This is a genomic window from Pseudomonas fluorescens (assembly GCF_019212185.1).
In the GTDB taxonomy this organism is placed as follows: domain Bacteria; phylum Pseudomonadota; class Gammaproteobacteria; order Pseudomonadales; family Pseudomonadaceae; genus Aquipseudomonas.
Genome location: NZ_CP078138.1, coordinates 3,033,245 through 3,050,933, shown reverse-complemented (window position 1 = coordinate 3,050,933; position 17,689 = coordinate 3,033,245). Strand labels below are relative to the sequence as shown.

Here is a 17,689-nt window from a genome sequence, read left to right as displayed (position 1 = left end):
ATCGTTTTGATTTTGTAGCAAAAGCCCTTCTGGAGGCGCCCCATGAAATTTATCCACCAGCGCGAGCACCTCAACGAAGATGACATCGTCGTCATTCAATGCTCGCAAATGTGCAATATCCGCCTGATGAACGACGCCAACTTTCGCAGCTTCAAGAACGGCGGGCGCCATACCTATCATGGCGGCGCGTTCGACACGTTCCCGGCGAAGATTACCGCCCCGAGCACCGGTTTCTGGAACATCACCATCGACACCGTCAACCGCCGGGCGATCAGTGTGACCCGCAAGCCGACGCTGACCCATTCGATCAAGATTATCCGCCGTTCCAGCAGCAAACTCAGCTGATCACGACAGACAGGTATGCCCGTGACCCAAACCACCAAGTACGTCATCAAGTACAAACTCGACGGCGAGCGCCGCTTCGAATTCGCCCAACTGGCCAATGGCACCGAAGAAGAGGCCAGGGCTGCGCTTGTCGCCATTCACGGTGAGGGCCCTGAAGAAATCACCGAAATCCGCGTGAGCAAGGCGCTGTAGGCTAAATCCATGATGCCGATCACGCCTGACCTGTTCGCCGACGCCGATGCGCAACCGGCGCGCACCCAGCAGATCGGCGAGCAGGCCCTCGTGCTACGCGGTTTCGCCCTGCCCTGGGTGCCCCGTCTGCTGCCGGCACTGGCTGAAGTGCTGGCGGCAGCGCCCTTTCGCAACATGCTCACCCCCGGTGGCTTCACCATGTCGGTGGGCCTGAGCAGTTGCGGCAGCCTGGGCTGGACCACCGACCGCAGCGGATATCGCTACACCTCCTTCGACCCCGTCAGCGGCCAACCCTGGCCCGCGATGCCCGCTGCGTTCCGCGAGTTGGCGCGGTTGGCGGCGAGCGAGGGCGGCTTCCCCGGTTTCGAGCCGGATGCCTGCCTGATCAATCGCTATTTGCCCGGGGCCAAGATGTCACTACATCAGGATAAAAACGAACGTTCCTACCAGTGGCCCGTGGTTTCGGTGTCTCTCGGCTTGCCGGCAGTCTTCCTGTTCGGCGGCCTTGAGCGCAGTGCCAGAAGTCAACGCGTGTCATTGTTTCATGGCGATGTGGTGGTCTGGGGCGGGGTCGACCGCTTGCGCTATCACGGGGTACTGCCGCTCAAGGAGGGCCAGCATCCGCAGTTGGGCGCCCAGCGGATCAACTTCACCCTGCGCAAGGCCGGCTGACCGACCGAGTTTGACCGCAAGCAGCAGAGTGCCTTGTGCGGACTCAAGGGGTAGTCTGAGATCTATCTTCACCGAGTGCCTGCGCATGTCCTCAAGCCAATCCACTGTTGAGCAAGATCCCCGCTGGTCCGCTGTGCTGAACCGCGATCCGCGCGCCGACGGGCAATTTGTCTACGCGGTCAAGACCACCGGCATCTACTGCCGTCCGAGCAGCCTCGCGCGCTTGCCGCACCCGAAGAACGTGGTGTTTTTCGACACTGAGGAGCAGGCCCGGGCCGCCGGCTTTCGCCCCAGCAAACGGGCGGCGGCAGATCAGAGCCTGGTCGCTGCGCAGCACGCGGCGCTGGTGGCAGCGGCCTGCCGGCAGATCGAAGCCAGCGACAGCCTGCCGCTGCTCGCCGAGTTGGCCAGCGCCGCGAGCATGAGTCCGTTCCACTTCCATCGCGTGTTCAAGGCCGTCACCGGCCTGACCCCCAAGGCCTATGCCACGGCCCAACGTTCGCGCCGTGTACGCGAGCGCCTCGAGTCCGCGGCCTCGGTCACCGATGCGCTGTACGATGCAGGGTTCAACTCCAACAGTCGCTTCTACGAATCCGCCGACCATGTGCTCGGCATGAAGCCCAGCGATTACCGGGCACGTGGCCAGAACACTGAGATCCATTTTGCCGTTGGCGAGTGTTCGCTCGGCGCAATTCTGGTGGCGCAAAGCCAGCGCGGGGTCTGCGCGATTCTCCTGGGTGATGATCCAAACGCTCTGGTCGAGGACCTGCAGGATCGTTTCCGTGAGGCCAATCTGATCGGCGCCAACCCTGCTTTCGAGCAGTTGATCGCCAAGGTGGTGGGCTTTATCGAGGTCCCTGCCCTGGGCCTCGACCTGCCGCTGGATGTGCGCGGCACGGCATTTCAGCAGCGGGTCTGGAGCGCCCTGCGGGACATTCCGCTGGGCAGCACTGCCAGCTATGCCGAGATTGCCCAGCGCATCGGCGCGCCGAAATCCTTTCGCGCCGTGGCCCAGGCCTGTGGTGCCAACACCCTTGCCGTGGCGATTCCCTGTCATCGGGTGGTGCGCAGCGATGGCGAGTTGTCGGGCTATCGCTGGGGCGTTGAGCGCAAGCGGCAGTTACTGGCGCGGGAACAGCAGTCCTAGAAAATGCCGATATGCACCGCCACGCTGTCGGGTCCGGTATAGGCCTCGAAATCGGTGGCAAAGCGCCGCTTGATCTGCGGATGGGCTTCGAAAAAAGCCCAGACCCGTGTCCAGGCCTCAATCACCGCACCTGGCATCGCGCCCTGGGCATCGAACACCAGGTATTGCCCGCCTTCGACTTCAATGCTCGGGTAATCGCCAGCCGGCGCGTCGACCGCCACTCCGGCCGTGACATCAAACGAGCCGCTGGCATTCGACTCATAGTTGGAATACACGCCATAGACTTTTGAGGCCGGAGTCTTGTTGGCGATGCTTTCGTACAAGCCCTCGGTAAAAAATCGCTGCCACATCGGGCCGATTCTGGCTGTCGACGCGTTTTGTTCAGCGCTGTTCAACGTGTTAACACGCAAACCGGCGACGCGAAATGCTCTTATTTCCAGCTGTTTGCTGCTCATGGCAAAGCCCTCCTTGATGATGTGCTGAAATCGGTCCAGGGCCTTACCTTGTCAGCCATGACCGAAAAAAGCCATGACCGACGACTGCCCCGGGGTCTATGATTTTGCGCCTCGGCAGTGGCTGGTCGGCCACTGAGCGAATCATTCTCCGATTTTTTCCAGCAGGAGCACAGCGCTGATGAGCCAATGGCCAGACACCCGAATCCTTGATCTGCTGGGCATCGAGTTGCCGATCATCCAGGCCCCCATGGCCGGCGCCACTGGCTCGGCTATGGTGATAGCCGCCTGCAATGCCGGCGCACTGGGCTCAATGCCCGCCGCCATGCTCGGCACCGAGCAACTGCGCGAGGAGCTTGCGACCATTCGCCAATATAGCCAGCGCCCATTGAATGTGAATTTCTTCTGCCATCAACCGCCCGCACCCGACGAGCAGCGGGCCCAGCAGTGGAAACAACTGCTGGAGCCCTATTACCGGGAGCTGGGCGTGGATTTCGAGGCGCCGACACCGGTGTCCAATCGCGCGCCTTTCGATGCCGCCGCCTGCGCCGTGGTGGAAGAATTTCGCCCCGAGGTGGTGAGTTTTCACTTCGGCCTGCCTGAAAAATCCCTGCTCGAACGGGTCAAGGCCACCGGCGCCAAGGTGCTGTCCTCCGCCACCACCGTGGCCGAAGCAATCTGGCTGGAACAGCATGGGTGTGATGCGATCATCGCCATGGGCTATGAAGCGGGGGGCCATCGCGGGATGTTCTTGAGCGATGACCTGAGCAGCCAGGTCGGCACCTTCGCCCTGGTGCCGCAGATTGTCGACGCCGTCAGCGTGCCGGTGATCGCTGCCGGCGGGATTGGCGATGCACGCGGGATCGCCGCGGCATTGGCCCTGGGCGCATCGGCGGTGCAACTGGGCACCGCCTACCTGTTCACCCCCGAGGCCAAGGTCAGTGCCTCCCACCACCGGGCCCTGCGCAGCGCCCGGGACAGCGATACGGCCGTCACCAACATTTTCACCGGCCGCCCGGCGCGCGGCATCATCAATAGGGTCATGCGCGAACTCGGCCCGATCTGCCCGCAAGCTCCGGCCTTCCCGTTGGCCGGCGGCGCCCTGCTGCCGTTGCGGGCCAAGGGTGAGGCCGACTTCAGCAACCTGTGGGCGGGCCAGGCGGTGCATTTGGGGGTGGAGTTGTCGACCGCGGATTTGACACGGCGTTTGGCGGATGAGGCGTTGGCGCGGTTGGTCTGAAGCGGGCTTGACTCGGGTTGAGCAACATCGGCGGTGGTCGACCACATTATCTCCGACAGACATCAAACACACACAAGCCATTCCGCTCCACGGCCTTTCGCTATATATTTAACTACATAGCGTAATACCCACCCTCGCCCCGGAGCCGCTTCATGACCCATCGTGTCTCTCGTCTCGCCCCACTCTGCCTGATCTCTCTGCTCACCCTCGGCACAGCCCAGGCCGACGAGGTCCAAGTCGCCGTCGCCGCCAATTTCAGTGCGCCGATCCAGGCGATTGCCGCCGATTTCGAGAAGGACACCGGGCACAAGCTGGTGGCCTCCTACGGCGCCACCGGCCAGTTCTACACACAGATCAAGAACGGCGCGCCGTTTGAAGTATTCCTCTCGGCCGACGACACCACCCCGCAGAAACTCGAAAGCGAAGGCGCCACGGTCAAGGGTTCGCGCTTCACCTACGCCATCGGCACTCTGGCACTGTGGTCGGCCAAGGCAGGCTACGTCGACGCCGAAGGACAGGTACTCAAAGACAATCAATACCAGCACCTGTCCATCGCCAACCCGAAAGCCGCGCCCTACGGCCTCGCCGCGACCCAGGTGCTGGCCAAGCTGGGCCTGACCGATCAGGTCAAGGGCAAGCTCGTCGAAGGCCAGAACATCACCCAGGCCTACCAGTTCGTCTCCACCGGCAATGCCGAACTGGGCTTCGTGGCCTTGTCGCAGATCTACAAAGACGGCAAAGTCACCGGCGGATCGGCCTGGATTGTCCCGGCTGACATGCACGACCCGATCAAGCAGGACGCGGTGATTCTCGACAAGGGCAAGAACAACCCGGCCGCCAAGGCGCTGGTTGACTACCTCAAGGGGCCGAAAGCCGCGACCGTGATCAAGTCTTACGGTTACCAACTCTAAATGACCCTGACCAGCGCCGACTTCGCCGCCATTTGGCTGACCCTGAAACTGGCGTCGCTGACCACCGTGATCCTGCTGATCATCGGCACGCCGATCGCCTTGTGGCTGTCGCGCACGCGGTCCTGGTGGCGCGGGCCGGTGGGCGCCGTGGTCGCGCTGCCACTGGTGCTGCCTCCGACCGTGATCGGCTTCTACCTGCTGCTGAGCCTGGGGCCAAACGGCTTTCTCGGCCAACTGACCCAGGCCCTGGGCCTGGGCACTCTGACGTTCAGTTTCGCCGGGCTGGTGATCGGCTCGGTGATCTACTCGATGCCCTTTGTGGTCCAGCCCCTGCAAAACGCCTTCTCGGCCATCGGCACGCGGCCGCTGGAAGTGGCGGCAACCCTGCGGGCCAATCCCTGGGACACCTTTTTCAGCGTGATCCTGCCCCTCGCCCGCCCCGGTTTTATCACTGCCGCGATTCTCGGCTTCGCCCATACCGTCGGTGAGTTCGGCGTGGTGCTGATGATTGGCGGCAATATTCCCGACAAGACCCGCGTGGTCTCGGTGCAGATCTACGATCACGTCGAAGCCATGGAGTATGCCCAGGCCCACTGGCTGGCCGGGGCGATGCTGATATTTTCGTTCCTGGTGCTGCTGGCGCTGTATTCCAGCCGCCAGAGCAAGGCCGGCTGGAGCTGATTGATGAGTGCTGCAATTCACGCCCGCCTGCAACTGAAATACCCGGATTTTTCCCTGGACGTCGAACTCGAGTTGCCCGGCCGCGGCGTCACAGCGCTCTATGGTCACTCCGGTTCGGGCAAGACCACCTGCCTGCGCTGCATCGCCGGTCTGGAGCGTGCCGAGCACGGGTTTATCCAGATCAACGACGAGGTCTGGCAGGACAGCCAGCGCCAGCTGTTCGTACCGCCGCACAAGCGCGCACTGGGCTATGTATTCCAGGAGGCCAGCCTGTTCCCACACCTGTCGGTGCTGGCGAACCTCGAGTTCGGCCTGCGGCGGATTCCCCGCCAGCAGCGCCGGGTCGACATGGACCACGCCACCACCCTGCTGGGCATCGGTCATTTGCTCGACCGTCACCCGCAGCATCTGTCCGGTGGCGAGCGCCAGCGCGTCGGCATTGCCCGGGCGCTGCTCACCAGTCCGCGACTGCTGCTGATGGACGAGCCACTGGCGGCGCTGGATTCGCAGCGCAAGAGCGAAATCCTGCCGTACCTTGAGCGGCTGCACGACGAGCTGGACATTCCGGTGCTGTACGTCAGCCACTCCCAGGACGAAGTCGCGCGGCTGGCCGACCACATTGTTCTGCTCAGCGCCGGCAAGGCCCTGGCCAGCGGGCCGGTGGGCGAGACGTTGGCGCGCCTCGACCTGCCCCTGGCCCTCGGCGGCGACGCCGGGGTGGTCATTGACGGCTTGGTCACCGACTACGATCCCGACTACCAGTTGCTGACCCTGCAACTGCCCCACAGTCAATTGAGCGTGCGCGTCGCCCACCTGCCGCTGGCAGTGGGTCAGGCCTTGCGTTTCAAGGTCCAGGCGCGGGACGTCAGCCTCAGTCTGCAAGCCGATGCCCAGAGCAGCATCCTCAATCGCCTGCCGGTGACCGTGATCAGCGAAGTCGCCGCCGACAACGCCGCCCATGTCCTGGTGCGCCTGGACGTCGCCGGCACGCCGCTGCTGGCGCGCATCACCCGCTATTCGCGCGATCACCTGCAACTGCATCCCGGCCAGGCGTTGTGGGCGCAGATCAAGGCGGTGGCGGTGCTGGCCTGAACCAACGGCACCTTGTGCGATGTCCTGCGGTCAATGGCTATAACAGCCCGCCCAGGACCTTGCGCCATGCCCGAGATCGCCGCCTTACCGCCAGACCTCCATTACGTTGACGACACTCAACCGGGCATCCGCCGCAAACGCCTGCGCGGCAAATTCTGTTATTTCGATGCCGCCGGCCAGCGCATCAGCGAAGCCGACGAAATCAAACGCCTCAACGCGCTCGCCGTCCCTCCGGCTTACACCGACGTGTGGATCTGCGCCGACCCGCAGGGTCACCTGCAGGCCACTGGGCGTGATGCCCGAGGTCGCAAGCAGTACCGTTATCACCCACGCTGGCGCGAGGTCCGCGACGGTGACAAGTATTCTCGACTGCTGGCGTTTGGAATGGCCCTGCCCAAGCTGCGCCAGCGCCTGGAGGCGCAACTGGCGCTGCCGGGGCACAGTCGCGACAAGGTCATGGCCACGGTTATCAGCCTGCTCGACACCACGCTGATCCGCATCGGCAACAGCCAATACGCTCGCGAAAACCGCTCGTACGGCCTGACCACCCTGCGCAACAAGCACGTGGCGGTCAACGGCAGCGCGATCGCCTTCCAGTTTCGCGGAAAGAGCGGCGTTGAACACCAGATCACCGTTAAGGATCGACGCCTGGCGCGAGTCATCAAACGCTGCCTGGAACTCCCCGGCCAGGACCTATTCCAGTACCTCGACGATGAGGGGCAGCGGCACACCGTCAGTTCCTCCGACATTAATGCCTACCTGCACAGCCTCACGGCCGGCGGTTTTACCGCCAAGGATTACCGCACCTGGGCCGGCAGCAGCCTGGCACTGTCGGCGTTACGCGAGCTGAAGTGGGAGTCGGCCAGCGAAGCCAAGCAGCACGTGGTCGAGATGGTCAAGGCGATTGCCCGGGAACTGGGCAACACCCCCGCCGTGTGCCGCAAGTGCTACATCCACCCGGCAGTGCTCGACGCCTTCCTCCTCGGCACCCTGGCCGAGCTGCCCAGGCCGAGACAGCGCAAGCGCCTGAGCCGGGAAGAAGTGGGCCTGATGATGTTCCTGCAAAGCCTGGCGAAAAAGCCATAGGACTTGTAAGGCCATCGCCTACTGAGTTAGGCTTTCCACCCTCTTGCCCCCCAGGATGATCGTTCGCCGTGAACAACTGAGCCTTTCAAAAAATGTGACCGCAACAAGCCGCCCCGGCGCTTGTTGGCCTTTTTCGACATTTTCTGGAGGTGCCATGACTCACGTCACGCATTCGCCGACCCTCATCAGCCTCAACCAGCTGAGCTTTCAATTCGCCAACGGCGACACCCTGTTCGACGCCCTCGACCTGCAGTTCGATCAACGCCGCACCGCGATTGTCGGGCGCAACGGTTGCGGCAAATCGGTGCTCGCCCGGTTGCTGGCCGGCGAGCTGCAACCCAGCGCGGGAACCCTGACCCGCTATGGCCAAATCGCCTATGTCGCGCAGCAACCGCCCGGCGCCTGCGGCCAAAGCGTCGCCCAGGCGGCAGGGGTTGCCGACACCCTCAAGGCCCTCGCACGCCTGGCGGCAGGCAGCGCGGACGTCGGCGATTTCGACATCATTGGCGAACGCTGGGACCTCGCCGAACGCTTCCAGACCTCACTCGCTGAAGCCGACTTGGCCGGTTTACGCGCCGAACACGGGGTCGACAGCCTCAGCGGTGGGCAACGCGCGCGTATCGCCCTGATCGGCGCGTTTCTCAGCGGCGCAGATGGCTTGGTGCTAGATGAGCCAAGCAATCACCTCGACGCCGAAGGTCGGCGCTGGTTACTGCAGCGCCTCGACGAATGGCGCGGTGGATTGATTGTGGCCAGCCATGATCGAGTGCTGCTCGACAGCGTTGAACGCATCGCCGAACTGACGCCCTCGGCGGTCCAGGTGTTTTCCGGCAACTACACAGGCTACCTCGCCCAGCGTGCCGTCGAGCAGGCCGCAGCGCAGTCAGCCCTGGAGCACAGTCGCAACGAACGCCGGCGGCACCTGCAGCGCCAGCAGCGCGAGCACGACAGCGTCCAGCGCCACGCCGCACGCTCACGCAAACATGCTGAAACGGCCAACGTCTCGCGCATCGAGCGCGCGTCGATGAAAGGCCGGGCCACAGAGATCATGGGGCATGTGCGCCAGGCCCATCAGGCTGACAAAAGCGCACTGGACCAGCAGGTGCGAGAGGCCTTCGCCCGAGTCGTGGCGAATGCCCCGGTGCTGATCCCCCTGCCCGGCACTGCCGTGCCCAATCACCGGCAAGTCATGACGCTGACGAACGCCCAACTGCCCTGGCTACCCGTCGACGCTGCCGCCAGCCGCCTCGATCTGGCGTTGTCCGGACCGGTTCGAGTGGCGCTCAGCGGTCCCAACGGTTGCGGAAAATCCACACTACTGAAGCTGCTCGCAGGCTTGATCTCGCCGTTGGCCGGGCACTGTCAGACCCACGTGCCGTGCGCTTACCTCGATCAACAGCTGGATCTGCTTCACCCCGGGCGCTCGCTGCTGGAGTTGCTCAATCCAGAGCACACATCGTTGTCCGAAAGCGCACTGCGCAGCCGTCTGGCGCAGCTGCAACTGGACGCAACCCGGGTCAATCTGCCGACTGGCCAACTGAGCGGCGGCGAACGGCTGAAGGCCGCCCTGGCTCTTGCCTGCTGGCGCCAGGTGCCGGCGCAGTTGCTGCTGCTCGACGAACCCACCAACCACCTCGACCTGGCTTCGGTGCAGGCGCTGGAACAGGCGCTGCAGGGTTTCGCCGGAGCAATAGTCGTCGCCTCCCATGACCCGGCCTTTATCAACGCGCTGCGCCCCACCCATCACCTAAGCTGGACACTGGAGGGTTGGTATCTGGAGGACGCAGAAACGCATCACCCATGAGTCAGGCGACGAATAGCATGCGGTGTTTTTGCAGGTTTGCCCCCGGGATCTATAGTTGATGGGGGCATTCATGACTTATGGAGGCACTTCCCATGTCCGAAAAAGAGTCCATCACCACCTTGTTGACCTTGCTCGACTCGCGCCAGACCCGCCTGACCGCCGCCTGCAAGGAAATCGCCGACTGGGTCGACCGCCATGACGGCCACCCCACCGCGATGAAAATCCGCGATCGTCTGCAGGATATCGAGAAAGACGCGCCCGCCATCCAGAACGCGCTGACCTCGCTCAAACCGCTGGATCGACCACTACCACGCTTCCGCTAGCGCTGTTGCGACCTCAAGTAGCAGGCCGCAACAGCTCAGCGATGTACTTTCAGAGCTGGTCCCGGGCGATACCGCTGCGGATACGCAGGATATCAGCGAGCACTGCCAAGGCGATTTCCGCCGGTGTCTTGCTGCCCAGGTTCAGCCCGATGGGTGCGTGGATCCGCGCCAAATCAGCCTCCCCCAGACCACCGATACGACGCAAACGCTCGAAGCGTTTTTGCGAGGTCTGCAGCGAACCCATGACCCCGATATAAAACGCATCGGTGCGCACCGCTTCCATCATCGCCAGATCATCGATCTTCGGATCATGGGTCAGCGCCACCACCGCCGTGTCGCTGTGACAGCCGCCATCGGCAATAAACACCGAGGGTAACTGGCGTCGAATCTCGACGTTGTCCAGCACCACGCCTTCCAACACTTCGTCACGCGGATCACAGAGGATCACTTCGAACCCCAGGCCCACGCCAAACTCGGCACAGGCCTGCGCCACGCTGGAGTAGCCGGCGAGCAACAGCCGTTGCGCCGCCCCAACGCGAATCCGCACCCGATCGACCTCGCGCTCGATGCGCGGCCCGTGTTCACGGTCGGCGAACAGGCTGCGTGCGCCGGTTTGCAGGTCGACTTCACGGATCAGCCGCCGTTGCCCCAGCAGCGCCGATTCCAGTTCGCGCAGATGGGCCTGGGTGTCGCAGTCCGCTTCAAGCTTTTCCACCAGCACGTCGAGCAAGCCGCCACAGGGCAGCTTGACCCGGGAGCGCGGGTCGTCGGTCTCGCCGTAACGCACCACGCTCACCGCCTCGCTGAACAAGCCCTCGGCCATGCGCTCGAGGAAATCATCCTCGACGCAGCCACCGGACAGCGAGCCAATCCAGTGGCCGCTGGCGTTCACCGCCAGCATCGAGCCCGGCGCACGAGGCGCCGAACCGTAGGTGCCGAGGACACTGCACAGCCAGACACGCTCGCCGGCGCTGGACCAGGCCAGCGCACGGCGGATCACTTGCAGATCAAGATGCTGCATGTCAGTGCGCCTTGTGCTCCGCGGGAGCCTCTGCCTTGAGTTGCTCGATCTGACTTTGTGCCAGGTCAGTCGGTTGACCGCCCCAGGCCTGACGCAGGTAGTTGATCAGATCGGTGGATTGCTGCGCGCTCAACTTGTCGGCAAAGCCCGGCATCGGCTGCATGCGCTCGAAACCGGAGAATTGCTGTTCGCCAATCCCGTCATCGATCACCCGCAACAGGTTACGCGGATCTTCCAGGCGCAGCGTGGTGTTGCCCTGCATCGCCACCGCGATGTGCGGTTTGCCTTCGCCGCTGGTGCCGTGGCAACCGGCGCAGACGTTCAGGTAATCCTGGCGTCCGCGCTGGGCGCTGGCGGTCAGCTTGTCCGGCGCGACTTCGGTCAGCAGCTTGGGCTGCGGCGGCTGATCACCGAGGAGGAAGGTGGCCATGGCCGCCAAGTCCGGATCGGTCAGGTGCTGGGTGCTGTTGTGGAACACCGGGAACATCTCGTTGAACATGCTGCCCTGGGCACTCATGCCGTGCTTGAGGAACGAGCTGAGGTCCTGGTGATTCCAGCCGCGAGCTGCCAGGTCGTTGGCCAGCAGGCTTGGCGCCAGGTAGCCGTTGAGCAGGCCGCCGGTCATGCGTTTGTCCTGGACCATGGCCCCGGTGACGTTACGCGGGGTGTGGCATTCGCCGCAGTGACCGAGCACGTCGACCATGTACTGCCCGCGCTTCCAGGCTTCGCTCTTGCCGTCAGCGGCTTGCAGCTTGACGTCCTTGCCGTACAGCATGTTCCAGCCGATCAGGCCCGGGCGAACGTTGAACGGAAAACTCAGGCTGGTGGTCGGGGCCGCGCGGTTGATCGGCGCGATGGTCTTCAGGTACGCGTGAATCGCATCAGAGTCGGCACGCGGCATCAGGTGATACGAGGTGTACGGCATCGCCGGGTACAGGTTGGCGCCATCACGGCGCTTGCCTTCGGTCAGCGCGGCGAAGAACTCGTCATCGCTGTATTCGCCGATGCCGTGTTCCTTGTCCGGGGTGATGTTGGTGCCATAGATGGTGCCGAACGGCGAAACGATCGGCAGGCCACCCGCATAGGGGGCGCCACCCGGAGCGGTGTGGCAGGCCATGCAGTCGGCGGCCCGCGCCAGGTACTCGCCCTGCTTGACCTGTTGCGCATCGGCGGCCTGAACCTGCTGGCTGGCCATGAAGGCCACGGCCAGGCCCACGGCGCCGGCGAGACCGGTGAGTAGTCGATTCATGCTCAACCCTCCTTGACCAGGCCAAGATCGGTGAGCACGTTGCGCGTGGCGCTGTAGTAGCGCACGTAGCCGGTGCAACGACAGATGTGGTGGCCGAGACTGTCCTCGATCACCGCTTCCAGCTGGCTCTTCTTGATTGGCTGGCGCTGCAGTTTTTCCACCAGCACCGTGGCTGCATTGACAAAGCCCGGCGCGCAATAGCTGCACTGGAACGCGAACTCATCGACGAAACGCTGCTGGATCGGGTTCAGCTCGGTGACCTTGCCGGCCTCGTCGCGCTTGGCGTGACCTTCGATGGTGCGGATCTTCTTGCCTTCGAAGTAATGCGCACCGGTGATGCAGGTGCGCACTTCCTCGCTGGTGCCGTCGGGGTTGTCGACGATCACCACGCAGGCGTGGCAGATGCCCTGGCCGCAGCCCAGGCGCGAGCCGGTGAGGTTACGGTATTCGTGCAGGTAGTCGATCATCGGCAGATCATCAGGGATCTCGACGGGACCGACGGTTTGACCATTGAGGGTCAGTTGCAGGGGACGGTTAGCCATTGAGGGCCTCCTTGATGCGCGCTGGAGTAATAGGCAGGTCACGGACCCGCTTGCCGATGGCATGGGCCACGGCGTTGGCGATGGCACCCACCACCGGGATCATCACCACCTCGGCGATGCCCTTGGACGGATCGCTGGGTGACAACGGCGGGAGGATTTCCGAGGTCTGTTTCCAGACCGCGACGTCCTTGGCCCGCGGCAGACGGTAACGGTTGAAGTTCCAGTCACCCTCCCCTGGCCCACCTTCGTACAGCGGCATTTCTTCCAGCAACGCGTGGCCAATCCCCATGGCGATACCGCCCTCGATCTGGCCCTTGACCAATTCCGGCACCAGCACACGGCCGCATTCCAGCCAGGAGTGGTGATTGAGCACCTGCACTTCGCCCGAGCCTTTATTGACCTTCAGCTCGACGATGGTTGCCACCGGGCTGTAGTAGGTCACAGCAGCGTTGTTCAACTGAGTGGCCGGGTAAGCCACGTTCTGCCGATCCAACAGGTGGAAACCAGCGCTGCTCATCTGCGCCTTGATCGCCTTCGGCGCACCGTCGCCGTACTGCACGGCCAGGGCGTCGAGGGGCAGGCGTTCACGTACGCCGTTAATGCTGAACTCGGCCTCGGCCCAGCTCCAGCGGTTGAAACCGTGCACCGTGGCGCCGGTTACCAGGCCGCGCTCGTGGGCGCGCTTGGCGAGCATGGCGAACGGCAGCGGTTCCATGCCGTTGGCGGTCAGCTTGCCATCGACCCAATGGGCGTCTTCGCGGCGCAGCACATAGGGGTTGGCCTGGCCGCCAAACGGCCCCTGGCGCCAGATTTCCACGGCGGCTGGCCACAGGCCGTGGTTGAACAGCACACGGGCCGCTTCACGGGTGGCGTGGCTGAAGTAGTAGGCCGAGTTGGTAGCCGACGATGCTGAGGCCAGCTTGCCGACCCAGCGCGGGTTGCGCAGCACGGCGTCCTGCTCGGCCTGGCTCATGATGTAAGGGTTGCCACTGCTGGTCAGTTGCAACTCGCCCCACTCAGTTTCACCGGTTTTCACTTCACTGGCCGGGTTGCCGAGGAAGTCGGCGACCACCAGCGCCTGGGAAGTCGACATGCCCGTACCGATCTCGATGCCGATATGGCGCAGCGTAATGTGCCCGTCAGCGCTGAAGGCAATGCTTGCCATCGGTGCTTCGGAGCCGGTGCCGAAGTCTTTCTGGCAGATGGCGAAACCGATGCCGTACCAGTTGTCCGGGTCCTTGGCGTCTTCCTGTTGTTTCAGCGCGTGGCGGTTCTTCCACAGGTCGAAACCGGCCGCCTTGTCGAGGATCTCGTGCAGGCGCAAGGCACCGGCCGGCACCGCGCCCTGGGTGTTTTTCATCCCCGAACGCAGGACGTTCTTGCGCCGCAGTTCGATGGCATCGACCTGCAACTGATCGGCGATTTCATCCACCATCATTTCGGTGGCGGCCATGCTCTGCAGGGTGCCGTAGCCACGCATCGAACCGGCTTCGACGCCGCGCGAGTGGTACGCGGTGACCTGCAAGTCGTTCTGCGGCATGTAGTAGATCGACTGCGCCGCCGTGGCACCTACCGCCGCCACGGACGGGCTGTAGTTGATCCGGCCACCGCCGTCGACGGTCATGTCGGCGCGGAAAATCTTGAAGCTGTGATCCTGCTTGTCCACCGCCAACTGGTAGCGGATGTCGAACGGGTGACGCTTGATCCCGCTCTGGAACTGCTCGTAGCGGTCGTTGGCCAGGCGCACCGGCACACCGTTGCCATACAACGCTGCCAGGGCCGCGTAGTAGACAAAGATATTGTGGTCCTTGGAGCCATAACCCACGGTGTAGCCCGGGTGCATGTTCAGCGTGTTCAGGCCGAAACGCGACGGGACGATCATCTTCACGGTTTCCGTCGCCGCTTCCAGCGGGCATTGGGTGGCGACCACAAAATGCAGGGTCTTGGTCGCCGGATCGTACCAGCCGTTACCGTTGTCCGGTTCCAGGGCAGCCGGCTCGATGGACGGCGTCTTGTAGCGCTGGTCGAAGACCATCCAGCCTTCCGGCGGGGTCTCCAGTTGCTGCTTCATGCGGTCGGCATAAAACAGCCCGCGCTCGGTCAGGTTGCCGTGCAGGTTGGGCTGGGCATTCCATACCGGGCGGCGTTCGCGAATCATCGGGAACAGGATCGAGTCCTTGAGGCTGGCGAACTCGTCTTCATCAGCCGACGTCGCGCCGCCGACCCGCACATAACGGAAGCTGCCGTAGGGGTCGCGGGTGTACAGCGGCGCCTGGGCGCCGTAGCGGATGGCCTTGTCGTTGAACTTGAGCAGGTTCTTCGCCTTGCGGAAGCGCTCGAAGTCGTTCCAGATCAGGATCGCCACCGGATGGCCGATGAACATCGGCACCTTGCCGGTCGGCAACAATGGATCGGGGGCGTGATCTTCGGGGAAAACGATGCCGTCCTTGTCCAGGTCCTCGGCGGTGACGATGCGATCGGGCTGCAGGTCGGCGCCCAGCAGGCTCAGGTCGAAACCTTCATAGAGGCGGTCGGCACGAATGGTCTTGAGCAGCATTGCGTGGCCCTGCTGCTGGGGCCAGCCCGGCATGTCCTTGGCGCGGATGTCGCGGGCAAATACCTTGCTGCCGCAGACCTTGGACAGGGAATCGTTACGCATGCGCGCCTTGCCGTTGTTGCCCAGCCATTGCTCGGAAGGCACGGTCACGCTGTTTTCCATCAAGGCCGCCAGTGCCTGGGAGCTGAGCGGGGTCAGCGTGACGCTGACGCCAGCGATTAACCCGCCCTGCAGGAAGGAGCGTCGGGATATATCACGGTTGGACATGGATCATCCTCTGGACGGTTATGAAATCCGTCCATGTCGTTATGGTATTCGGGGAAATCTCAGGTCATTCAGAAACCCTTCCTGGCGATGCGAAGGGCCGACAAGCCTAAAAAGTTGACCTAGTAGTTAACTTTATAGAAATTGTCGGGCCTCGGCAAACCTCTTGTACGTTCAAGCACGGGCTTTGCGGCCGTGCTTCGGCTCAAACCGTGAGGTTGATCTTGTGGGCCTTGACTTCATTGGCGTAGCTGGCGAGCCGCATCTCGGTCTTCTCGAAAACCTCGCACATGCGCAAAAGCATCTGTGCGTCAGCCGGATTGCCCGCCTGATCGAGGCGCTGGGCGATGGCTTTCATGTCCACGGCCGACCAGCGCAGATCCGAGGCTATCGCCTGCAGATCGCGTCGCAGTTCCTGTTCCGGTTTATTGAGTAGCATGACTATGGCCTCCGGTTCGTAGGTGCTGCAAAAACTGTAGCACCTCCTAAACCATCTAGACTTGGCTGAGCCGTCCCCGGTTTTGAGTTGCGCGGATTCGCGCATCGCCCCCGAGTACGCGTTCGACACGGCCCGGGGTGATCTGTTTGCGGTGCGCGTCGCCGGCAACTTCGTCACCGACGAAGGCACCGCCAGCCTGGAGTACGCAGTGCTGGCGCTGGGGGCGCCGGTGATCGTGGTGCTGGGCCACGAAAGTTGCGGCGCGTTTGCCGCAGCGATCAAGACCACCCAGGACAACACAGTCTATCCAGGGCAGATACAGAAATTGACGCTGACCTTGAAGCCGGTGGTCGAGAAAGTCCTCAAGCAACCCGGCGACCTGCTGCTCAATGCCACCGTGCAGAACGTCAAGGACTCGGTGCAAACCCTCAAGAGCGCGTCCCCGGTGCTGTCCCAGGCCATCAGCGTTGGCAAGTTGAAAATCGTCGGCGGGATCTACCGCCTGGCGACCGGCAAGGTAGACCTGATCGCCTGAGCCCCGCCTCTGGCCGCTGCGCTCGTTGCGGTCAGGGGTTTCAGATGCGGTAATCCCTGAACAACTCTTCCTTGATGATCAGCAGCGCATCTTCGTAATAGCGCTCGCCCCGCGCCTCACTCAGCGGCACCGACCTGACACTTTTCTCGCCGTCCTTGGGCAGGTGTTCGCAGGTGATGAAAAACTCCGCCGTCTGCGGCAGGAACTCCAGGTAATAGAACAGCTCACGCCCTTCGCGATTCCAGTAACCGATTTCTCTGCGCATCAGCGGGCACTCCAGCGTCCAAAGCAGGCCATTCTAGCGGCAGCCCGCGCCAGGAAAAGGCAAAACGAAGGGGGGAAGGTCAAATTTCAGGCAAAAAAAAGCCCAAGTAGCTGATGGAAACTTGGGGCTTAAAAATGCATAAACCGTGGTGGTGAACGCGGGACGAATAATACCCGACCAAAACACTTGTAACAAGATATTTACATGAAGAAAGTTACATTTTTTTTGGCTAAGTCCTTCAATAACCACACGTTTTTTACGTGGAAAGGGTTTCGGAGTGGGTAAATCAGACAGGCGGTAATTCAGCAGGTATCCCGAGGGAGGGAGCTATCCCGGCGTTTGAAAAAAGTGAGCAGCCTTCACGCAGGCTCTTTCATCAACTCCATTAACGTCAAAAAAACTCACTGACAACGGTCATCGCACATCTCTCAAGGCTTACTGCAAATCGGACTTTTGGCATGGTCCATCGCCAGTTCAGCGCCCATCTGGTAATAGTGCATCGGCCCCTCGCTACAGAGAATCTCCGGCAGTCCGCAACTGTCTTCACTGATGCAACTTTCAATCACCTGAGCGCCATTGGCCTCGTAAGTCCCGACGAATACCAACTCGACCCGTCCCTGACACTTACCGGAAGCAATCTGCGAAACACGGCCGTTTTCGTGGTAAACCGTGACAAATTGCGCATCCGGGTAGTGCTCCATGAACACGTGATACACATTGGATCTTATTGGCATCTCCTCTCTCCCTGATTCACCCCGCGCACATGAACTACAGTAACTCCGCTTAGCGGTGGATGACTATCCGTTCACTTTCGTAGTTATTCGGAAGTAGAGTGCCGGGGACTTCGCAAACCATCAGGAAGTTGTTCGAAG

General features: G+C 62.5%; 19 protein-coding genes and 1 pseudogene. 12 read left to right on the top strand and 8 right to left on the bottom strand.

The window, feature by feature from the left end; translation table 11 throughout:
* Window positions 1-42: 42 nt before the first annotated feature.
* The 4 genes from KW062_RS13840 (at window position 43) to ada (ending at window position 2,356) form a co-directional block, all read left to right on the top strand.
* Window positions 43-345 (top strand): DUF1883 domain-containing protein, encoded by a 303-nt coding sequence (locus KW062_RS13840; RefSeq protein ID WP_027618305.1) that lies wholly within the window; start codon window positions 43-45, stop codon window positions 343-345.
* A 15-nt stretch (window positions 346-360) separates the two neighbouring features.
* Window positions 361-537 (top strand): hypothetical protein, encoded by a 177-nt coding sequence (locus KW062_RS13835; protein WP_177327238.1) that lies wholly within the window; start codon window positions 361-363, stop codon window positions 535-537.
* A 9-nt stretch (window positions 538-546) separates the two neighbouring features.
* Window positions 547-1,209 carry a DNA oxidative demethylase AlkB gene (gene alkB, locus KW062_RS13830; RefSeq protein ID WP_105755812.1) on the top strand — a complete coding sequence of 221 codons (663 nt, stop codon included), beginning with the start codon at window positions 547-549 and terminating at the stop codon, window positions 1,207-1,209.
* An 85-nt stretch (window positions 1,210-1,294) separates the two neighbouring features.
* Entirely contained in the window at window positions 1,295-2,356 is a 1,062-nt protein-coding gene (gene ada, locus KW062_RS13825; protein ID WP_105755811.1) for a bifunctional DNA-binding transcriptional regulator/O6-methylguanine-DNA methyltransferase Ada, read from the top strand.
* Here the strand turns inward: ada and KW062_RS13820 are convergent.
* Entirely contained in the window at window positions 2,353-2,811 is a 459-nt protein-coding gene (locus KW062_RS13820; RefSeq protein WP_027618308.1) for a GyrI-like domain-containing protein, read from the bottom strand. The two genes, ada and KW062_RS13820, sit on opposite strands and share 4 nt — an antisense overlap.
* A gap of 178 nt (window positions 2,812-2,989) precedes the next feature.
* On the opposite strand from KW062_RS13820, the gene KW062_RS13815 reads away from it, so the two are divergent.
* The 7 genes from KW062_RS13815 to KW062_RS13785 all read left to right on the top strand — a co-directional run bounded on the left by KW062_RS13815 (window position 2,990) and on the right by KW062_RS13785 (window position 9,945).
* Window positions 2,990-4,048: an NAD(P)H-dependent flavin oxidoreductase gene (locus KW062_RS13815; protein ID WP_105755810.1), complete on the top strand. Its 1,059-nt coding sequence runs from the start codon at window positions 2,990-2,992 to the stop codon at window positions 4,046-4,048.
* Between the two features lie 152 nt (window positions 4,049-4,200).
* Window positions 4,201-4,959, top strand: a complete 759-nt coding sequence (gene modA, locus KW062_RS13810; protein WP_027618310.1) for a molybdate ABC transporter substrate-binding protein — start codon at window positions 4,201-4,203, stop codon at window positions 4,957-4,959.
* A complete protein-coding gene (modB, locus tag KW062_RS13805; protein ID WP_027618311.1) occupies window positions 4,960-5,640 on the top strand; it encodes a molybdate ABC transporter permease subunit in 681 nt (226 codons plus the stop codon).
* Between the two features lie 3 nt (window positions 5,641-5,643).
* A complete protein-coding gene (gene modC, locus KW062_RS13800) occupies window positions 5,644-6,732 on the top strand; it encodes a molybdenum ABC transporter ATP-binding protein (protein WP_105755809.1) in 1,089 nt (362 codons plus the stop codon).
* Between the two features lie 66 nt (window positions 6,733-6,798).
* The gene (locus tag KW062_RS13795) at window positions 6,799-7,818 is read left to right on the top strand and encodes a DNA topoisomerase IB (RefSeq protein WP_027618313.1); all 1,020 of its coding nucleotides are present in this window, start codon (window positions 6,799-6,801) and stop codon (window positions 7,816-7,818) included.
* Between the two features lie 154 nt (window positions 7,819-7,972).
* Window positions 7,973-9,622 carry an ABC-F family ATP-binding cassette domain-containing protein gene (locus KW062_RS13790; RefSeq protein ID WP_105755808.1) on the top strand — a complete coding sequence of 550 codons (1,650 nt, stop codon included), beginning with the start codon at window positions 7,973-7,975 and terminating at the stop codon, window positions 9,620-9,622.
* Window positions 9,623-9,714: 92 nt separating this feature from the next.
* A complete protein-coding gene (locus KW062_RS13785) occupies window positions 9,715-9,945 on the top strand; it encodes a hypothetical protein (protein WP_027618315.1) in 231 nt (76 codons plus the stop codon).
* Window positions 9,946-9,994: 49 nt separating this feature from the next.
* Here the strand turns inward: KW062_RS13785 and KW062_RS13780 are convergent, their stop codons facing one another.
* The 5 genes from KW062_RS13780 to KW062_RS13760 form a co-directional block, all read right to left on the bottom strand.
* Window positions 9,995-10,966 carry an XdhC family protein gene (locus tag KW062_RS13780; RefSeq protein WP_105755807.1) on the bottom strand — a complete coding sequence of 324 codons (972 nt, stop codon included), beginning with the start codon at window positions 10,964-10,966 and terminating at the stop codon, window positions 9,995-9,997.
* A 1-nt stretch (window position 10,967) separates the two neighbouring features.
* Window positions 10,968-12,215 (bottom strand): cytochrome c, encoded by a 1,248-nt coding sequence (locus KW062_RS13775; protein ID WP_105755806.1) that lies wholly within the window; start codon window positions 12,213-12,215, stop codon window positions 10,968-10,970.
* A gap of 2 nt (window positions 12,216-12,217) precedes the next feature.
* Window positions 12,218-12,757, bottom strand: coding sequence for a (2Fe-2S)-binding protein (locus KW062_RS13770; RefSeq protein ID WP_027618318.1), 540 nt, complete (start codon window positions 12,755-12,757; stop codon window positions 12,218-12,220).
* A complete protein-coding gene (locus KW062_RS13765) occupies window positions 12,750-15,581 on the bottom strand; it encodes a xanthine dehydrogenase family protein molybdopterin-binding subunit (protein ID WP_027618319.1) in 2,832 nt (943 codons plus the stop codon). Before KW062_RS13765 ends, KW062_RS13770 begins: the two co-directional genes overlap by 8 nt.
* A gap of 202 nt (window positions 15,582-15,783) precedes the next feature.
* Window positions 15,784-16,017: a hypothetical protein gene (locus KW062_RS13760; RefSeq protein ID WP_027618320.1), complete on the bottom strand. Its 234-nt coding sequence runs from the start codon at window positions 16,015-16,017 to the stop codon at window positions 15,784-15,786.
* 79 nt (window positions 16,018-16,096) lie between these two features.
* Between KW062_RS13760 and KW062_RS13755 the strand changes: the two are divergent.
* Window positions 16,097-16,552, top strand: a pseudogene (locus KW062_RS13755) (carbonic anhydrase); the annotation flags it as partial.
* A gap of 40 nt (window positions 16,553-16,592) precedes the next feature.
* Here KW062_RS13755 and KW062_RS13750 read toward each other — a convergent pair.
* The gene (locus KW062_RS13750) at window positions 16,593-16,817 is read right to left on the bottom strand and encodes a hypothetical protein (protein WP_105755804.1); all 225 of its coding nucleotides are present in this window, start codon (window positions 16,815-16,817) and stop codon (window positions 16,593-16,595) included.
* Between the two features lie 428 nt (window positions 16,818-17,245).
* Window positions 17,246-17,551 carry a hypothetical protein gene (locus KW062_RS13745; protein WP_146118250.1) on the bottom strand — a complete coding sequence of 102 codons (306 nt, stop codon included), beginning with the start codon at window positions 17,549-17,551 and terminating at the stop codon, window positions 17,246-17,248.
* Between the last annotated feature and the right edge of the window lie 138 nt (window positions 17,552-17,689).

Excerpts from the sequence above, each read along its gene's own strand:
- KW062_RS13840 (WP_027618305.1), top strand. The coding sequence starts at position 43 with ATGAAATTTATCCACCAGCGCGAGCACCTCAACGAAGATGACATCGTC.
- KW062_RS13835 (WP_177327238.1), top strand. The coding sequence starts at position 361 with ATGCCCGTGACCCAAACCACCAAGTACGTCATCAAGTACAAACTCGAC.
- alkB (WP_105755812.1), top strand. The coding sequence starts at position 547 with ATGATGCCGATCACGCCTGACCTGTTCGCCGACGCCGATGCGCAACCG.
- ada (WP_105755811.1), top strand. The coding sequence starts at position 1,295 with ATGTCCTCAAGCCAATCCACTGTTGAGCAAGATCCCCGCTGGTCCGCT.
- KW062_RS13820 (WP_027618308.1), bottom strand. The coding sequence starts at position 2,811 with ATGAGCAGCAAACAGCTGGAAATAAGAGCATTTCGCGTCGCCGGTTTG.
- KW062_RS13815 (WP_105755810.1), top strand. The coding sequence starts at position 2,990 with ATGAGCCAATGGCCAGACACCCGAATCCTTGATCTGCTGGGCATCGAG.
- modA (WP_027618310.1), top strand. The coding sequence starts at position 4,201 with ATGACCCATCGTGTCTCTCGTCTCGCCCCACTCTGCCTGATCTCTCTG.
- modB (WP_027618311.1), top strand. The coding sequence starts at position 4,960 with ATGACCCTGACCAGCGCCGACTTCGCCGCCATTTGGCTGACCCTGAAA.
- modC (WP_105755809.1), top strand. The coding sequence starts at position 5,644 with ATGAGTGCTGCAATTCACGCCCGCCTGCAACTGAAATACCCGGATTTT.
- KW062_RS13795 (WP_027618313.1), top strand. The coding sequence starts at position 6,799 with ATGCCCGAGATCGCCGCCTTACCGCCAGACCTCCATTACGTTGACGAC.
- KW062_RS13790 (WP_105755808.1), top strand. The coding sequence starts at position 7,973 with ATGACTCACGTCACGCATTCGCCGACCCTCATCAGCCTCAACCAGCTG.
- KW062_RS13785 (WP_027618315.1), top strand. The coding sequence starts at position 9,715 with ATGTCCGAAAAAGAGTCCATCACCACCTTGTTGACCTTGCTCGACTCG.
- KW062_RS13780 (WP_105755807.1), bottom strand. The coding sequence starts at position 10,966 with ATGCAGCATCTTGATCTGCAAGTGATCCGCCGTGCGCTGGCCTGGTCC.
- KW062_RS13775 (WP_105755806.1), bottom strand. The coding sequence starts at position 12,215 with ATGAATCGACTACTCACCGGTCTCGCCGGCGCCGTGGGCCTGGCCGTG.
- KW062_RS13770 (WP_027618318.1), bottom strand. The coding sequence starts at position 12,757 with ATGGCTAACCGTCCCCTGCAACTGACCCTCAATGGTCAAACCGTCGGT.
- KW062_RS13765 (WP_027618319.1), bottom strand. The coding sequence starts at position 15,581 with ATGTCCAACCGTGATATATCCCGACGCTCCTTCCTGCAGGGCGGGTTA.
- KW062_RS13760 (WP_027618320.1), bottom strand. The coding sequence starts at position 16,017 with ATGCTACTCAATAAACCGGAACAGGAACTGCGACGCGATCTGCAGGCG.
- KW062_RS13750 (WP_105755804.1), bottom strand. The coding sequence starts at position 16,817 with ATGCGCAGAGAAATCGGTTACTGGAATCGCGAAGGGCGTGAGCTGTTC.
- KW062_RS13745 (WP_146118250.1), bottom strand. The coding sequence starts at position 17,551 with ATGCCAATAAGATCCAATGTGTATCACGTGTTCATGGAGCACTACCCG.